Raw genomic sequence first — 16,998 nt, 5'->3', positions numbered from 1 at the left:
AAAAACAAAAAACGAGCGCAATTATGGAGTGTAATTAAATTACATAATTTGAATTGATGGTAATTTAGCTTACTTTTTACTCGCCATTAGCCTGATAAGTGACCTCAAAATTCAACTTGCTAGGGTTAAATAATTATAAGTGTGATGTTAATCACTAATTATTTAATTGGTTGTAATGGGTATATTGTGATCTGTATCACTAGTTATTGATAGTTATTATCAGTTGAGGGGCTGTGTAATTTAAGGACAGGCGCTAATTGTGACCTAGATCACCTTTAGTCTTGTTTGTTGTTATTTGTGGTGTGATTTAGATCTCAAAATAGGCCGTGACACTGCGTTTTGGAAAAGCTGTGTTACATTTTGATTAACTTTTGACACACACACTTTCGGCCATTTGGTCATCCAATACAATATGAGACATTACGAGGTTACCCTTATGTTATCTCCAGAAGCTAAGATCAAAGTTCAAAATTTTGGTCGTTTCCTATCCAATATGGTAATGCCTAACATCGGCGCATTTATTGCGTGGGGTTTCATTACTGCTCTATTTATTCCAACAGGTTGGTTGCCAAACGAAACGTTAGCCGCTCTTGTTGGCCCAATGATCACATACCTACTACCACTACTTATTGGTTATACCGGTGGTAAAATGGTCGGTGGTGACCGTGGTGCGGTCGTAGGTGCCATTACCACAATGGGCGTTATTGTTGGTACCGATATCCCAATGTTCATGGGTGCTATGATTGTAGGTCCACTTGGTGGTATCGCAATTAAGAAATTCGATGAAGCTGTTCACGGAAAAGTGAAGAGTGGTTTCGAAATGCTCGTGAACAACTTCTCTGCTGGTATCATTGGTATGGTTTGCGCTGTGATTGCGTTCTACCTAATTGGTCCTGCAGTCAAAATGTTGTCTGGTGGTTTAGCGGCCGGCGTTAACGCGATGGTTGAGGCAGGTCTGCTTCCTTTGGCATCTATTTTCGTAGAGCCTGCAAAAATACTATTCCTGAACAATGCAATTAACCACGGTATTTTCTCTCCTCTTGGTATTCAACAATCTGAAGAGTTAGGTCGTTCAATTTTCTTCTTGATTGAAGCAAACCCAGGTCCTGGTTTTGGTTTGCTACTTGCTTACATGGTATTTGGTAAAGGCAGTGCGAAGCAGTCAGCTGCTGGTGCTTCTATCATCCATTTCCTAGGTGGTATTCACGAAATTTACTTCCCATACGTACTGATGAACCCTCGTCTAATCCTAGCGGTTATCGCGGGTGGTATGACCGGTGTATTCGTTAACGTAATGTTCAGCTCTGGTCTTATCTCTCCGGCATCTCCAGGTTCAATCTTTGCAATTTTACTGATGACACCAAAAGGCTCTTACATCGGTGTTGTACTGTCAGTACTTGCAGCGACTGCAGTATCGTTCATCGTGGCTTCAATCTTACTTAAAACAAGCTCGCAAGATGACAGTGAAGATTCACTAGAGAAAGCATCAGAGCAAATGAAAGATATGAAATCATCTTCTAAAGGTGAAGTGTCTGGCGCTGACGTAAATCTAGCGGATGTAAAAGCAGTATACGTAGCATGTGATGCTGGTATGGGATCGAGTGCCATGGGTGCTGGTCTATTGCGAAAGAAAGTAGACGCCGCTGGTCTTAATATTACCGTTACTAACTACGCAATCAATAATTTGCCTGCTGATTCTCAAGTGGTTATTACGCACAAAGATCTCACAGACCGAGCTCGAAACACCATGCCAAGCGCAATGCACATGTCATTGAATAATTTTCTAGACGGCGCGGTTTACGACAAGCTAGTCGCTGACTTAGTAGAAGCCCAGACAGGTGGTGTAAAAAAGTCTGAAGCTTCGGTAGCTGTTGTGGAAAAGAAAGAAGAAGGCTTAGCGCTAACGAATGATGCAATCTTCCTAGGTTTAAAAGCAACAGACAAAAACGAAGCCATCAAATTTGCAGGCGAACAGCTTGTGAAGTTAGGCAATGTAGCACCTGAGTATGTGGACGGCATGTTTGCTCGTGAAGAACTTGTTACTACGTATCTTGGTGAGTCGATTGCGGTACCACACGGCACTATCGAAGCAAAACAGTATGTACAAAAAACCGGTATCGTGTTCTGTCAGTACCCTGACGGTATTCAATGGGGTGAAGAAGAGGACGATATTGCGAAAATGGTCATCGGCATTGCCGCTCAAGGTGATGAACACAATATGGTGTTGATGGCGATAACGAATTCACTTGATGACGAAGAAGCATTGGAACGCTTGCAGAACACATCTAACCCTGCCGATGTTCTGAACATTCTTAATGGATAAGAAGCGGCTTTAAGTCTAACTCCTGAGTGAACGAGGCCAGTCCCCCCTGGCCTCACCTTAAGTCTAGATAGCCTACGGTTTTGAGGTAAGTAGTTGAACCGTCTGCTATATAGATTCAACATTTGAAAGGTTTAAATTATGAAAGCGTTACATTTTGGTGCAGGTAATATCGGTCGTGGCTTTATTGGTAAATTATTATCGGATGCAGGTATTGAAGTAACTTTTGCTGACGTAAATGAGACGGTTGTTAACGCTCTAATCGAACGCAAAGAATACCCAGTAAAGATTGTTGGCGAAGAGTGTCTTGTTGAAGTAGTAAAAAACGTAACAGCAGTAAATTCAGCGACAGATGCGGTGATTGAACGCGTTGCTGAATCAGATATTATCACAACAGCAGTGGGTCCAACCGTTCTTAAAATTATTTCTAAGTCTGTGGCTTTAGGTATTGAAAAGCGTGCTGCTGCCAATAACACAGCGCCATTGAACATTATTGCAGCTGAAAATATGGTTCGTGGTACTAGCCAACTCAAGGCTGCGGTGTTTGAACATTTATCTGAAGATCTGCAAGTATTCACAGAGCAAAATATTGGCTTTGTAGACTCAGCTGTCGACCGCATTGTGCCGCCAGCGGAAGAGGGTGAAATGGATCCATTAGCAGTAACGGTCGAGACGTTCTGTGAGTGGATCGTCGATCAGACACAATTTAAAGGTGACATTCCTAATATTCCCGGCATGGAATGTACCGATAACTTGATGGCGTTTGTTGAGCGAAAACTGTTTACACTCAATACCGGCCATTTAATCACGGCATATCAAGGTGTTTTAGCTGGGCACGAAACGATTAAAGATTCGATTGAAGATGATGCCATTCGTGCAGAAGTTACCGCGGCAATGGAAGAGAGTGGCGCGGTGTTGATCAAGCGATACGGTTTTGATCCTGATGCTCACGCGGCTTATATCCAAAAAATCCTCGGTCGTTTTGCGAACCCATATTTGCGCGATGAAGTTGACCGCGTTGGCCGTCAGCCAATTCGTAAGCTCAGCCCACAAGATCGTTTAGTAAAACCACTAAATGGCACACTTGAATATGGCCTCCCAAACCAGCATTTACTTAATGGTATCGCCGCTGCATTCCATTACAAGAATGAAGACGATCCGCAAGCGGTTGAACTTCAGGATATGTTTGCAGAAAAAGGCTTTGCTGAGACATTGGCCCACTATTCTGGGCTGGATAAAGACGCAGAAGTTGTTAAACTAGCGCTAGAAGCTTATCAAGCATTAAAGTCTTAACCCTAAACAGTGTCACGAAAGTGGCACTGTCTCTTTTTAGAATAGCCATGCCAATACACACAAGACACGAATCGGAATTATTAGAAGAACTTGCAGAGTCCGTAAATGCTGCGGAGTGTTTGTTGTGTGCCTACGATGTTTTGGAAGACATGCTTGATGCCTTGCTGAAAAGTATTTTCCATAAAGACGATTACGCGGTGAAATTTGTCGTTGATCCACTTTTAACCAATGATGGTCCGCTCGGTGAAATTCTCGTACGGACAAAATTGTTGCTTGGCTTAGGTGTTATTAGTAAAGGTGTTTACGACGATATTGAAGTGTTCGTTACTCTTAAAGAGTGGGTGAAAGTGCAGGAGGGAAAAATTGACTTCTGGGATCAAGACATCGTCTTTGAGCTTAACCGCATTAATGCAATTCAAAAAATGATGCCAATCGATTACTCTCCTGAGCTGGTTGACGGCATGTCGGAAGAGATGAAAATGATGTTTTTAGAGCGTCACTTTCAAAAGGTCCGCTCTACCATTGTTCTCGCAGTAAATGATATACATCAACAGCTTTCTCGAGATAATTTGCTTACTTCTTAGTGTTGCATCCGGTTTATTTGTATCTTTTAACGCTTAACCTGCGATACCCACTCTTCACACTGAACCAGTAGTTTTTTTAAAAATAATATTGGATCAGCCAGTTTTTCTGACTCTCTCGCATCTGAGCTGATGGCATGCCAAAACTTGTTAGTAACGAGGTTTCTTTGGTAGATGAAATTTGATATTTCATTAATTGAAAGTGGCAGTTTATCGGCAAGCTCTTTCTGTAATAGAAGTAATGTTGGCTTAACCTCAACAGATGTTCCTTTTAAAAACTGATCTGAAGTCATCGCTTTAATTACTTGGATGTCAGTTGAATGATGATCTTTGCAAAGACCGTGAATCACCTTGTAAAGATGGTATTCAACTTCTTGAATTGAAACGAGAGCAGAGCCAAGTAGAGGCAGTAATTCATTATCCAAATTTTTTAAATTGTCGGTCTGTGGTGTCATGTCTTAAACCTTAAATTAATTCACTAGAAAGGTGAGGGTCGAATCTACTTGCTGCTAATTAACGCTTCTTCTGCAGTAAACTTGTTGGCATCAAAAATTATGTAATCACCCTCAAGGGTTTTGGTGTATTGAGCTACGCCTTTGAACCCGATACTGCTCAATTTTTCCAATATAAGGCTTCCTGCTTTATCGTATACGACATTGAGGAAAGGTAAGCTGTTAGAGTGAACGCGTCCTTGAGCGTTAAAAGTATCCATAGCTTGTGACAGATGATCGGTGTCAGTCATTTCAATAATTTCGACAATATCGTTCAACAACATTTCTTTCCCTGTTAAATTTGTGGTTACCTTGCTGCATGTTACTCATTTACCAATAAATACTAAATATCTGATTGAGAAATTGGTCAAATAATTTTGGTTGGCTGTCGGAGTAATCATACCGATATCCTGGTGATATTGAATAAAAAAACCACTTCATTATGAAGTGGTTTTTAGGCAGTCATTAAGCAAAATAGGCTTATAGGTCTTGGATGTTTTCAGCTTCAAGATCTTGGAAGTATTTTAGTGTCTTCACTTTAAGCTCTTGTTGTGCAGGTTCATCCGCAACGATAACGGCTTTTTGATGCATTTGAAGTGCTGTGACGGTCCACATGTGGTTTACAGAACCTTCGATAGCCATTTGAAGTGCTTGAGCTTTGTTGTGACCTAGAGAAAGGATCATCACTTCTTCTGCGTCCAATAGAGTCGCTACACCGATGGTTAGTGCGAATCTTGGCACTTGATTCATATCGTTATCGAAGAAACGAGAGTTAGCGATACGTGTATCTGGTGTTAGCGTCTTGATACGAGTACGAGAAGACAGAGAAGAGCCTGGCTCATTAAATGCAATGTGACCGTCGATGCCAACACCACCCATAAATAGGTTGATTTTGCCGTAAGAGCGAATTTTTTCTTCATATGCAGCACAGTGTGCTTCGATGTCATCAGCAAGGCCATCAAGTAGGTTGATGTTCTCTTCTTGAATATCAACGTGGTTGAAGAAGTTGCTGTACATGAAAGTGCGGTAAGACTCAGGGTGATTTGGTTCAATGCCTACATATTCGTCCATGTTGAAAGTCACAACATGTTTGAAACTAACTTCACCCGCATTGCAAAGTGCGATTAGCTCTTTGTATGTTGTTAGAGGTGTACCGCCAGTTGGCAGGCCAAGAACAAATGGACGATCTGCTGTTGGGTTAAATGCGTTGATCTTACTTGCAATGTGACGAGCTGCCCATTTACCAACTTGTGCAGCGTTATTTAGAGGAATCAGTCTCATTTGTCTTTTCCTATAGAAGATATGATTAGGCTTATTTCTTAATTTGCATTGTAAAATAAGATTAAGGGATTAGCTAGTATTTTTGCGGCACAAACCATATTCCAATCCTGTTTCAGATCAAAATATAGCCATTCTTGTGGCTTGTCGAAGATAATTAGTGAGCTTTTTAGTCACATTAAATAACTGGATTTAATAAAAAAGCCACATTAAATGTAAGTGGCTTTTTCATTGAGGTGCATACTATTTAGATGACGTTGTGAACTTTGATACCACTCTCCTCGACTCCCGCATCGCTTGAAGCCAAGTACATTGTGTATCTAGGCACACCTAATTGGCATTTAGATAGGCTTGAGAGGAGATGTTTGTCCACTCGCGCATTTTTGCCAGATAAGCTGCTTGAGACTGCAAAATGGTTTTTGCTAACGGGTCGCTTTCTGATTGCTCTTTTAGCAGTTCGGCATTGGCCTGGCGCAGTGCATCCATCACTTCAACCGGGAAGTCTCGTACTTTAATATTAGGGTACTCACTTTGCATGGTTGCCCAGCTATTGGCATTTTCATGTAGCGCCTGGGCATACATGTCGAACGCCGCTACGCGAAAGGCTGTTTCGAGTATGACTTGCAAGTCTTGTGGTAGTTTGTCCCATACTTTTTTGTTTACCAAAAATTGAGTCTCAGATCCTGGCTCATGCCATGCGGTGTAGTAGTAAGGGGCAATTTTTTGAAAACCCATGCGTAAGTCAAAAGCAGGGCCTACCCATTCTAATGCATCGATGGTTCCACGTTCTAAAGACGTATAGAGCTCACCAGGTGCAATGTTGGTAGGTTTTGCGCCGACACGAGCAAGTATTTCTCCGGCAAAGCCAGGGATGCGCATTTTCAAGCCCTGTAGATCTTCAACACTGTTGATCTCTTTTTTAAACCAGCCACCCATTTGAATGTCTGAATTTCCGCCAGGGAAAGAAAGCATGTTATGAGGGGCATAGACCTGCTGCATCAACTCCATACCGCCACCTTGATAAAACCAAGCGTATTGCTCGGTGCTCATCATGCCAAATGGCATTGATGAGAAGTACAAGGTATTCGGTACTTTGCCTTTCCAGTAATACGAGCTGGAGTGCCCTAGGTCATACTGGCCGGATTTGACCATATCAAACACACCTAATGGAGCTTTGTGCTTGTTGGCAGAATCAATTCGGATTTTAAGGCGGCCATTCGACATTTGATCGGCTAGCTTTGCCATATTTTTTGTCGCATCACCCAGTATTGGAGTATTTGGTCCCCATGTTTCAGCAAGTTTTAAGCGATAAACTTTATCTGCCGCATGCGTAGACAATGCGATAAAAGGCAGTGTCAGTAACATGAGTAGTTTTGGTACTTTGCGGGTAAAAAGCTGAGCGAGGGTCGGTAGAGGTTTCATTATTGTTATTCCTATCAGACTGTTTCGAGCTTTAGAGTATCGGTTCTATACAGTGGATAAAAACTGGCGAATTAGGATTTCAAAGTAGGCTGTGATGATATTTTGAACAATAGAAGGTGGATATGGCAGCATTAAAAGTATAGTCAGGATTAACCACTAATATTATCAATAGATTCGGAGGTTTGTTATCAATTTAAAACTGATAACAAGGTCACTGTATTGGTCGTTAATCTTGTCAGGTAACGGTTATTGCCAAGGAAAATTCGGTTTCTGGCGAGGTTTACGCTTTTTGGCGACATCAACGCTACACAGGTAGTCTTCATGAAAACTTTCCGTTTCTAAAAATTGAGCGGGCACATATAGGCGTATTCGCGACCCGGCCAATATGATGGTTTTGTCTTCATCGGTGACTAAGCGGGCGAGATCACCAGCCATTAAGCGCATGCCCTTGTGCAGTGTGACTTTGTTGTTACTCGCCACTGATTTGATTAATGGGTAGCCAAACAGCGTTAAAGGCTTATTGTAGACGGTAATGGTTTCTGTGAATGTTGCCTCTACATAGATTGACTCTGATTGAATCACTTGTGCCAGTTCGTCTACTTCATTTTGTACGGCAATAGAGAACACCCACTCACCGAGGATTGGTTCCCACTTCCCGCCTAAGCGTAAACATTTGGTGTAGATGAACGTGTTTTTGCGCCCCGTTGCTAGGGTACAAATGCCTACTTCGCCTTGTCGCTCAAATGGCAATGTCAGTCTAAATATGCTGTCCTTGCCATAGTGCTGGTATCTGTCTGATATTTCTTCCACATGCAGCATGGATTTCCCCAGCGGTAAATTCTGGCTGTTTTCATCAATTACAATGCGGCAGTAACCGCTCTGTTTCTGGCAGATAAAGTAGGATTCTTTGCGTTCTAATACATCGAACTCGAGCATGGAGACTCCAAACACCTGACGACATCAGGTGTTAAATATATGAAAGGCAGGGCTTAACTACGTTGTGTACTGCGATATCGCTTATTCAATCTCTTCGATTGATTGGGCGCTTTGTTTTCTCAATTTCTCGATATTTTCCATGATGCCGCCTAACGACCCGGTGAGCTTGTAATCGTTAGCTACCATGTCATCTATGCGTTTGTCGGTCTTGTTTTTTACCCCATCACCCATTGCGCTTTGTACTTCGGACTCTTGTGCATTCAAAGTCTTATCTTGGTCGTACAGGATGACTTCCTCAAACGCTTCAAGGTAAAGCGTGCGGAACTCTTCAACGATGTATTTTTCCGATAAAGTCCTAAGTTTTGCTGACTTACGCTGCTTAATGTAGATTTCTACTCGGCTAACGGGCTGTTTAAGCGTCAGGATATTAGTTCTGGCTTCCAATACTTCTCTGTCGGTCGGTGTATCTTTTAAGGTTTTGAATACCGCAAACGAGGGTGGCCACTCTTGACCTTTCTTGAGTCGCTCTTCTAAGTTGTCTTTCAAGCGAAGATAGCTGTTCTCAGTTAATGAGGCTGCAAACATCATAATATGACGATCTGGCTCATCACCAAACTCTTGGCGGATTTTTCCTTGACCAAAGCTTAAGGTCATTTCGTACCAAAATTTGAGAATTTTTTTCTGTTCGACGCCTTTAAAATTAGCCATTAAAGCTTGAGTTTTCGGGCTGAAAATCTTCAGATCATTATCTGAAAGGCTAAAGTCAGAGGATAACGCTTGCCCACCAGTTTGAGCCGCTAGTGGTTGAGAACGGTTAGAAACCGTAGGAGCTTGATGTTTTTGAGCCGTTGGAGATGAACCAGTTTTGGCCTTCACTCGAGTGAGGTAGCCTTCAAAGGACTCCGACATGTTTTTAGGGCTACTCATAGTATCGCGCTTCCTTAATTATCATCATTGAAGTTGAAGTTAGATATTTTCTCTTCTAATACATCAAGCGCCGAGTGCTTAACTTGTTGTTTGGCTGCTTGTTTTCTGGAGCTAGGCTGCCTATATGTTTTCTCTGAATGAAGGTGAGAATGCAATCGACTGGTTAGCTCATCTAATGTGTACAACTGCCTGTTGGGCGTTTCTTTTATACGTTCGACGAAGGAGGCCCAGACGTTAGTTTGCCCCACAAACCCGCTTTTGAACATGATCATCTCAGCCCAATCTTCGACGACACTCGGAGAGAGTTCCATAATGTTGATAGACTTACCGGTTATGGACTTATTAATCGGTGCAACCTGAGAGCGATGAAAGCTCGATAAGCGATTGGCATTACGATACGTATCTTGTGGTTGTGGTGCAGACGGCTGCTGAACTTGTTGCTGATGCTGGTTGGAGTAGCCGGTATTTTGTTGCCCATAAGAAGCCGTGTGCTCGCTAGGTGTCACGTAGGTGTCGAAATTCAAGCGACCTTTAATTTTCCCTTCAGAGCGGTAAGCTGGCGTGCTTTTGTTGGTGCCCACAAGTGTTTGTTCCACTGAAAGCTTGCTGATCAAGTTATCCAGAGAGCGTTCAGAAGCGCACATCATTGCCTTTAATTCCGTCATGCTGGTGATAAACGCGCCGTCTCTGTCAGATAGCTCTGCCAAGGCTACTATCAAGAGTTTTTCATCCATGGATACGGTTTGATAACACCATGCTTTTTCGAGATATTTTGACGACATTAGATTCTATACCATCCGGTTTAAGGAGAAACAGGCAGTTTCAGGATTGCGCTTGGGCCTCGTATTATAGCAAAGTCTCCGTCGCGTACCATGATACTAATTAACATAAGTATAGTGCGATTTGTCAGTAGTAGAGTAAAGCATGCAAGCCAAAGTCGAATATGAGGAGGTCAACATAAACTGGGGCGATGTTGACTTTGTTTAGCGTTATATCTGCACATAGGTTTGTTACAGGTAAGCTCTTATTCAATTCCATTCTGTTTTTGAGCTGCAAGTAATCTTATTACTAGCTGATCATACACTGAGCCATCGAGAAAGTTTGTCAGAGAAATATGGAGTGCGTTTGGGGCATGTTGGCGAGCCAAGTCAGTCAGGTCTTCATGGGTCACAACGATGTCAACATCTGCTGGCAGATTGTTTATGGCAAGATTAATTACGTCAATATCTAAACCTGAATCCTGAACTTTTTTGAGTAATAGACTGGCCCCCATCGCACTTGACCCCATGCCCGCATCGCAAGCAACGATGATGCTCTGCACCTTAGACAGGTTCATATCATTAGCACTCTCTGTCGCGGGTTGTCCTTTTGATGCTGATTTCATGTTGTTCATTCTTGATGTTGCGATTCTGAGTGCTGAACCACCTTCATCATCTGCTGATGTTTGAGTCTTCAGCAATAATGCAGCGACAGAGAACGACACACAGGCCGATGAGATAATCGAAGCCAGAACACCAATCAAAGAGGTTTTTTGCGTCATTAATAAGACGGCAAAAATAGAACCAGGAGAGGCTGCTGAAACTAGGCCAGCGTTGAACAGCGTAAGGACAAAGACACCGGTCATACCGCCAGCAATTACCGCCAGAATAAGGCGTGGGTTCATCAAAATGTAAGGGAAATAAATTTCGTGAATGCCACCAAAGAAGTGGATGATCGTCGCGCCACCTGCCGTCTGTTTCGCGATACCTTTACCAAATAGCATATAAGCCAGAAGAACACCTAAACCTGGACCTGGGTTTGCTTCAATTAAAAAGAAAATTGATTGACCGGTTTCGGAAGCTTGTTGAATACCAAGTGGAGAGAAAATGCCGTGGTTAATCGCATTGTTGAGGAACAGGATTTTAGCTGGCTCAACGAAAATTGAAGTCAGAGGGAGTAAGCCAACTTCGATGAGAAAGTTTACACCGGCAGCAAGACCACCAGAGAGTATTTTAACAAATGGGCCAATGAATAAGTAAGCTAAAATAGCGCACAACATACCAATGATGCCGGATGAGAAATTGTTCACCAACATTTCGAAGCCGCTTTTTACTTTACCGTCGACAGCTTTATCGAAATTCTTAATGGCGAGGCCACCCATCGGTCCAACAATCATTGCTCCCATGAACATTGGAATATCGGTACCTGCAATAACCCCCATTGTCGTGATTGCCCCCACTACGGCGCCCCTTTCACCACCGACTAATTTACCACCGGTAAACCCGATGAGTAGTGGTAATAGATAGGTAATCATTGGGTCAACCAGAGAGGCCAGAGTTTCATTTGGAACCCACCCTGTTGGGATGAAAAGTGCCGTTATAAAGCCCCAAGCGATGAACGCACCGATATTCGGCATAACCATGTTTGATAAGAATCGACCGAAATTTTGTACTTTGAGCTTGGTATCTGCTGATATCATGAAGAACCCTATTCTTGTTGTTCTGTTTCTTTTGATTTACTTGAGATATAGCTAAGCGATTCCAGTTTTAGTTATTGTTAATGAAATTGGATTTGGCTACGCGTCATTTATATAAACTTAAATTCACCACCACAAGTGATGGTGATCACTATTATGTTATTTTCAGGTTAAAAATGAAATAATTCTAGTCTCATCTTATTTATTCAAAACACTCGACTTACGAGATCTAATGTCGTTTTCCCTTTCTGATTTTATATTAATTAAAATGCTAAGCGTATTGGAGAGACCAAAATGAAACGGTTTACTGGGTGCTGGGAGGAAGTGTTTACTGTGAAAGTGGTATGGTAAAAAAGGCTCAAATTGTGCTTAGTTGAGCCTTTGTGTGATTACATAATTTTTGATTAGTATCTTAGGAGCAAGATGATCATCGGTGTCACTAAGCCAAGGCCCGCAGCCATAGAAAAGTAAAAGGCGAATGCAAGCTTATCTTTCTTTGAGTCCATGGGAATTCCTTAAAATACATGCTTTAAATAGTTTTTAGACAACCATTTAATGAAGTAAGGATTTTAATAGCCATGAAGTTGCATGTCAAATGCAGCTTAATATTTGTATTAGTTTTAATGCCGCGTAAAGTTTTGCATCCGATAAGTGGAGACTGCTAGTTAGTTTTTCAGCATGAATCGAATATGAAGCGAAATAATAGTCACTATTCATACCTGGTATGTATAATAGTGTGATTATAACGAATCATCTGAATTTTCCATTATCAACTGCAGTGAGCCCATTACTTATGAATCCAGTGTTCAAAATTACATGTTTAGTTGCACTATCTGTACTTCCTTTTTTATCTAACGCATCAGCATCAGTACAAGCGGCATCAAATTTTAAAACGCTTTGTGTTGCATGCCATGGTGAGTTAGGTCACGGAGACGGTCCTGCAGGAGCTGCATTAGCTGAAAAGCCCTCAAACATATATCAAGGTCTTAATTCATGGTTTGAATCTAGAGATGAGCTTATCGATACCGTTCTAAAAGGAAACGAAGAAATGCCCGCTTGGGGGGCGATGCTATCGCCACAACAAGTCGAAGAGATCTTTGTTTATATCGAGACAATAAACGACCCTAAGAACTAGAATTGAAGATCTTGGCTCTTACTCGGGTTCGTTAGCTCAACGAGTAATCGGTAAGTGTTACGTAGAAATAAAGCAGAAAGGAAAAAGCCCCGAGAAACGATTGTTTCTCGGGGCTTTTCTAAATTTGGTGGCCCCTCGCAGACTTGAACTGCGGACCAATCGATTATGAGTCGAGTGCTCTAACCACTGAGCTAAGGGGCCGATAGGGGAGTGATTATAGGGTATGGAAGTGAACGTGTCTAGATGCTAGAGGGTTGATTTGCGCCTAGTTTTTAGCCGTTCAGTTCACGGAAAATAAAAAAGGTGAGCATTTGCTCACCTTTTAATCAACTTTCGAATTGTAAAGCAGTAGCTTATTCGTCTAAGAAGCTGCGCAGAGTTTCTGAGCGGCTAGGGTGACGCAGTTTACGTAGTGCTTTCGCTTCGATTTGACGGATACGTTCACGTGTAACGTCAAATTGCTTACCCACTTCTTCTAGAGTGTGGTCGGTGTTCATGTCGATACCGAAACGCATGCGAAGTACTTTCGCTTCACGTGGCGTTAGGCCAGCTAGAACGTCTTTAGTTGCTCCGCGTAGGCTAGTAGCCGTTGCAGAATCTAGAGGCAGTTCTAACGTTGTATCTTCGATGAAATCACCTAGATGCGAATCTTCGTCGTCACCGATTGGTGTCTCCATAGAGATTGGCTCTTTAGCAATTTTCAGTACTTTACGGATTTTGTCTTCCGGCATTTGCATGCGTTCAGCCAATTCTTCCGGCAGTGGCTCACGGCCCATCTCTTGAAGCATTTGACGCGAAATACGGTTCAGCTTGTTGATGGTTTCGATCATGTGTACAGGGATACGAATCGTACGTGCTTGGTCAGCAATCGAACGAGTAATCGCCTGACGGATCCACCAAGTTGCGTAAGTCGAGAACTTGTAACCACGACGATATTCAAACTTATCAACCGCCTTCATTAGGCCGATGTTACCTTCTTGGATTAGATCCAGGAATTGTAGGCCACGGTTGGTGTATTTCTTAGCGATAGAAATAACCAGACGTAAGTTTGCTTCAACCATTTCTTTCTTCGCACGACGAGCTTTCGCTTCACCGATAGACATACGACGGCTGATATCTTTGATGCTTTGTACCGGAAGAGAAGTTTCACCTTCGATTGCTTTCAGCTTTAGAATGCAACGACGGATGTCATCTTCACTACGGCGAATTTTTTCTGCATACGGCTTATCTGAGGCTAGGATTTGATCTAACCAAGCTTCAGAAGACTCGTTACCTGTAAATAGGGCTACGAAAGACTTCTTAGGCATTTTGCCATATTCAACACAAGTACGAATAATTAGACGTTCTTGTGTGCGAACGCGATCCATAGAGGTGCGCAGTTCTCTAACTAGGTAGTCAAACTGTTTTGGGATCAAACGGAACTGACGGAAGGTATCCAATAGCTCTGTTTTTAATTCCGAAGCCATTGCCACATCGCGGCCTTGCTCATTAATAGCAAGTTGCAGGTTTTGATAAGCGTTACGCAAATCTGAGAACTTCTCAGCAGCAAACTCTGGATCAATACCTGTGTCTTCTTCTTCCTCGTCTTCGTCGTCTTCCGTTTCTGCTTCTTTATCTTCGTCTTCTAAATCTTTTTCAGCAAGTTCAGAACCGATGTGAGTCGCAGTTGGAGCCGTTGTACCATCATCATCAGGATCAACAAATCCTGCGATAAGGTCGGTAAGACGAAGTTCTTCAGCTTGAACTTTATCAAATTGTTCTAAGATGTATGAGATGGTACCAGGGTACTCAGCAACAGAGGCTTGTACCTGGTTAATGCCATCTTCAATGCGTTTCGCAATATCGATCTCGCCTTCACGAGTCAACAGCTCAACGGTACCCATTTCACGCATGTACATGCGCACTGGGTCGGTAGTTCGGCCGATTTCACTTTCTACGCTTGAGAGGGCAGCCGCTGCAGCTTCAGCTGCATCTTCGTCTGCGACCGCTTCATTCATCATGAGGTCATCAGCATCGGGTGCTGTTTCAACAACTTGGATACCCATGTCATTGATCATCTGAATGATGTCTTCTACCTGCTCAGAATCTACGATTTCTTGCGGTAGGTGGTCATTTACTTCGGCGTATGTCAGATAGCCTTGCTCTTTGCCTTTAGCGACAAGTAACTTTAGCTGTGACTGCGGATTTTGATCCATAGACGATATCCAACTTATAGTCAGGTGATGAATTTAGTTTTGCGAAATGCAAACCGCCAATTTTAACAAATATTTTGCACGCTGCCTATGTTAACTTTGCATAGTAAGTCGACAATTTGTGACCGTATCTATGCTTTTAGGTCTAGCATGAGGGCTACTAATTCCCTTTTTTCGTCGGCACTTAGGCCAACGCTTCTATCTTTCGCTTGAAGCGATTCAATTTGTTTTTCAACGCATTGGGCAATAATGTTGTCCAATGAGTCTAAAAATATGTCTTGCAGGTCATTATCTTCGCCTAATGGGATTTCCCAACCAGCTAATCGAGATAACAACGGACTGCTTTGTTCGTTACGCCAGTGCTCTAGGAGTTGACCTGTGTTTATATTGGGATGCGCACGGCACTTATCAAGTACCTGAACAAATAAACTTAATCCGGGTAGGGCAATATGCCCAATGCTTGATAAATCTGGTACCAATTCACTATAGCTCGGATTTTGTAATAAGAGTGCTATTACGACGCGCATTGGCGTGCGTTTAATATCTTTATGTGGCTGAGATCGTGCCGTTTCTTCGCTTGGTAGCGTCGGCTTTTTATAGATGCCAGTTTTTTGTCCGAGTAGCTTTAGTAACTGGGATTGCAGCGCGTTATCAGGAATCTTACTAATTAATGGCAATGCCAAGGCTTCTAACGCTGCTTTTCCTTCATCGTTACCGACGTCAACTTGTGACAGTAGATTGTTAAAAAGATACTTTGATAAAGGCTCAGCATCACGTACTTGGGTTTCAAACTCTTCTTTGCCAAATTTACGGATATAGCTATCAGGGTCTTCTCCATCCGGCAAAAATAGAAATTTTAAAACATGACCACTCTTTAGAAAGCTGAGTGCGTTTTCGAGCGCTCGCCATGCCGCTTCTCTACCCGCTCTGTCACCATCATAGCAACACACTACGGTGCCTGTTTGACGAAACAGTAATTGCAGGTGGTCACCAGTGGTAGAGGTGCCAAGTGAGGCGACCGAGTAGTCTACGCCATATTGCGCAAGGGCTACCACATCCATGTAACCTTCAACCACTAATATCTGTGGCGGTTCACGGTAAGCTTGTGTCACTTCATAAAGGCCGTACAGTTCCTTACCTTTATGGAAAATTGGGGTTTCTGGGGAGTTTAAGTACTTAGGTGTGCCATCGCCAATTACACGACCACCAAAACCAATAACACGGCCACGACGATCGCGAATTGGAAACATCACTCGGCCTCGAAAACGGTCGTAGCGGTTGCCTTTGTCGTTTTCAATTAACATACCACCAGAGACAAGCATCTCTTGCGCGGCAGGAGTTTGACCAAAGTTTTTTCGTACTAAGTCCCATTCGTCAGCAACAAAACCAATACCGAACTTTTGTACCACTTCGCCTGATAACCCTCTGTCTTTCAGGTAATCAATGGCGACTTTACTGCTCGACTGTTTCAGTTGAGAGCGGTAAAACGCAGATATGCTGCCCATCATGTCGTATAGGCTACGCTTTTGTTCGGTATTGGCTTTTGGTGCTGTTGAGTATCCACCACTGCGTTGTTCACGTGGTACTTCTACGCCTACAAATGAGGCCAACTCTTCGATACTTTCAACAAACTCTAAGCGCTCGTACTCCATTAAGAAGTCGATGGCGTTACCATGGGCTCCACAGCCAAAACAGTGGTAAAACTGTTTTTCTTGGCTGACACTAAAAGAGGGTGTTTTCTCATTGTGAAATGGGCAACACGCGCTGTAGTTTTTGCCTTTTTTCTTCAGTTTTACTCTCGGATCGACAATATCGACGATATCGACTCGTGCGAGTAAGTCATCAATGAAGGAACGTGGAATTTGTCCGGCCATATAACCTGATAAAAGTAAGAGTGGATTTATTAGCTTGCGGATACAAACAAGCCGTGCGCTCCATCAGGATAGCACGGCTTGCTGAATTTTTTTC

At 42.7% G+C, this 16,998-nt stretch carries 13 protein-coding genes, 1 tRNA gene and 1 pseudogene; 4 read left to right on the top strand and 11 right to left on the bottom strand.

All coding sequences use genetic code 11. The features are described from left to right. Positions 1-436: 436 nt before the first annotated feature. From QWZ04_RS14890 to QWZ04_RS14880, 3 genes are all read left to right on the top strand, one after another. On the top strand, positions 437-2,323 hold the full coding sequence (locus tag QWZ04_RS14890) for a PTS mannitol transporter subunit IICBA (protein ID WP_290329050.1): 1,887 nt from the start codon (positions 437-439) through the stop codon (positions 2,321-2,323). 138 nt (positions 2,324-2,461) lie between these two features. Further along, complete coding sequence (locus QWZ04_RS14885; RefSeq protein WP_290329049.1) at positions 2,462-3,613, top strand: mannitol-1-phosphate 5-dehydrogenase; 1,152 nt, start codon at positions 2,462-2,464, stop codon at positions 3,611-3,613. A gap of 47 nt (positions 3,614-3,660) precedes the next feature. Then, complete coding sequence (locus QWZ04_RS14880; RefSeq protein WP_290329048.1) at positions 3,661-4,197, top strand: MltR family transcriptional regulator; 537 nt, start codon at positions 3,661-3,663, stop codon at positions 4,195-4,197. 26 nt (positions 4,198-4,223) lie between these two features. On the opposite strand, the gene QWZ04_RS14875 is transcribed toward QWZ04_RS14880, so the two are convergent. From QWZ04_RS14875 to QWZ04_RS14840, 8 genes and pseudogenes are all read right to left on the bottom strand, one after another. Further along, positions 4,224-4,649: a glucosamine-6-phosphate deaminase gene (locus QWZ04_RS14875; RefSeq protein WP_290329047.1), complete on the bottom strand. Its 426-nt coding sequence runs from the start codon at positions 4,647-4,649 to the stop codon at positions 4,224-4,226. A 44-nt stretch (positions 4,650-4,693) separates the two neighbouring features. Beyond that, positions 4,694-4,969 (bottom strand): hypothetical protein, encoded by a 276-nt coding sequence (locus QWZ04_RS14870; RefSeq protein ID WP_290329046.1) that lies wholly within the window; start codon positions 4,967-4,969, stop codon positions 4,694-4,696. A gap of 196 nt (positions 4,970-5,165) precedes the next feature. Further along, positions 5,166-5,966 carry a glucosamine-6-phosphate deaminase gene (nagB, locus tag QWZ04_RS14865; protein WP_290329045.1) on the bottom strand — a complete coding sequence of 267 codons (801 nt, stop codon included), beginning with the start codon at positions 5,964-5,966 and terminating at the stop codon, positions 5,166-5,168. Between the two features lie 327 nt (positions 5,967-6,293). Beyond that, positions 6,294-7,328 (bottom strand): TRAP transporter substrate-binding protein, encoded by a 1,035-nt coding sequence (locus tag QWZ04_RS14860; protein WP_290329185.1) that lies wholly within the window; start codon positions 7,326-7,328, stop codon positions 6,294-6,296. Between the two features lie 303 nt (positions 7,329-7,631). Then, positions 7,632-8,321 (bottom strand): hypothetical protein, encoded by a 690-nt coding sequence (locus QWZ04_RS14855; RefSeq protein WP_290329044.1) that lies wholly within the window; start codon positions 8,319-8,321, stop codon positions 7,632-7,634. Between the two features lie 81 nt (positions 8,322-8,402). Further along, positions 8,403-9,248, bottom strand: coding sequence for a hypothetical protein (locus QWZ04_RS14850; RefSeq protein WP_290329043.1), 846 nt, complete (start codon positions 9,246-9,248; stop codon positions 8,403-8,405). Between the two features lie 14 nt (positions 9,249-9,262). Further along, on the bottom strand, positions 9,263-10,030 hold the full coding sequence (locus tag QWZ04_RS14845) for a hypothetical protein (RefSeq protein WP_290329042.1): 768 nt from the start codon (positions 10,028-10,030) through the stop codon (positions 9,263-9,265). 254 nt (positions 10,031-10,284) lie between these two features. Further along, positions 10,285-11,706 (bottom strand): annotated as a pseudogene (locus tag QWZ04_RS14840) (PTS mannitol transporter subunit IICBA); the annotation flags it as partial. 790 nt (positions 11,707-12,496) lie between these two features. On the opposite strand from QWZ04_RS14840, the gene QWZ04_RS14835 reads away from it, so the two are divergent. Further along, complete coding sequence (locus QWZ04_RS14835; protein ID WP_290329041.1) at positions 12,497-12,838, top strand: c-type cytochrome; 342 nt, start codon at positions 12,497-12,499, stop codon at positions 12,836-12,838. Between the two features lie 125 nt (positions 12,839-12,963). Here the strand turns inward: QWZ04_RS14835 and QWZ04_RS14830 are convergent. The 3 genes from QWZ04_RS14830 to dnaG form a co-directional block, all read right to left on the bottom strand. After that, positions 12,964-13,039: transfer RNA gene (locus tag QWZ04_RS14830), tRNA-Ile, on the bottom strand. 152 nt (positions 13,040-13,191) lie between these two features. Further along, on the bottom strand, positions 13,192-15,033 hold the full coding sequence (rpoD, locus tag QWZ04_RS14825) for an RNA polymerase sigma factor RpoD (RefSeq protein ID WP_290329040.1): 1,842 nt from the start codon (positions 15,031-15,033) through the stop codon (positions 13,192-13,194). Between the two features lie 128 nt (positions 15,034-15,161). After that, on the bottom strand, positions 15,162-16,904 hold the full coding sequence (gene dnaG, locus QWZ04_RS14820; protein WP_290329039.1) for a DNA primase: 1,743 nt from the start codon (positions 16,902-16,904) through the stop codon (positions 15,162-15,164). Positions 16,905-16,998 lie beyond the last annotated feature (94 nt).

The organism is Vibrio tapetis subsp. quintayensis (genome assembly GCF_030409945.1).
Taxonomy (GTDB): domain Bacteria; phylum Pseudomonadota; class Gammaproteobacteria; order Enterobacterales; family Vibrionaceae; genus Vibrio; species Vibrio quintayensis.
Note: the sequence above shows the minus strand (reverse complement) of the source record. Positions and strands in the feature narration are given on the sequence as shown.

What these genes read in the sequence shown, in the direction of transcription:
- QWZ04_RS14890 (WP_290329050.1), top strand. Translation starts at nt 437, where the DNA reads ATGTTATCTCCAGAAGCTAAGATCAAAGTTCAAAATTTTGGTCGTTTC.
- QWZ04_RS14885 (WP_290329049.1), top strand. Translation starts at nt 2,462, where the DNA reads ATGAAAGCGTTACATTTTGGTGCAGGTAATATCGGTCGTGGCTTTATT.
- QWZ04_RS14880 (WP_290329048.1), top strand. Translation starts at nt 3,661, where the DNA reads ATGCCAATACACACAAGACACGAATCGGAATTATTAGAAGAACTTGCA.
- QWZ04_RS14875 (WP_290329047.1), bottom strand. Translation starts at nt 4,649, where the DNA reads ATGACACCACAGACCGACAATTTAAAAAATTTGGATAATGAATTACTG.
- QWZ04_RS14870 (WP_290329046.1), bottom strand. Translation starts at nt 4,969, where the DNA reads ATGTTGTTGAACGATATTGTCGAAATTATTGAAATGACTGACACCGAT.
- nagB (WP_290329045.1), bottom strand. Translation starts at nt 5,966, where the DNA reads ATGAGACTGATTCCTCTAAATAACGCTGCACAAGTTGGTAAATGGGCA.
- QWZ04_RS14860 (WP_290329185.1), bottom strand. Translation starts at nt 7,328, where the DNA reads ATGTTACTGACACTGCCTTTTATCGCATTGTCTACGCATGCGGCAGAT.
- QWZ04_RS14855 (WP_290329044.1), bottom strand. Translation starts at nt 8,321, where the DNA reads ATGCTCGAGTTCGATGTATTAGAACGCAAAGAATCCTACTTTATCTGC.
- QWZ04_RS14850 (WP_290329043.1), bottom strand. Translation starts at nt 9,248, where the DNA reads ATGAGTAGCCCTAAAAACATGTCGGAGTCCTTTGAAGGCTACCTCACT.
- QWZ04_RS14845 (WP_290329042.1), bottom strand. Translation starts at nt 10,030, where the DNA reads ATGTCGTCAAAATATCTCGAAAAAGCATGGTGTTATCAAACCGTATCC.
- QWZ04_RS14835 (WP_290329041.1), top strand. Translation starts at nt 12,497, where the DNA reads ATGAATCCAGTGTTCAAAATTACATGTTTAGTTGCACTATCTGTACTT.
- rpoD (WP_290329040.1), bottom strand. Translation starts at nt 15,033, where the DNA reads ATGGATCAAAATCCGCAGTCACAGCTAAAGTTACTTGTCGCTAAAGGC.
- dnaG (WP_290329039.1), bottom strand. Translation starts at nt 16,904, where the DNA reads ATGGCCGGACAAATTCCACGTTCCTTCATTGATGACTTACTCGCACGA.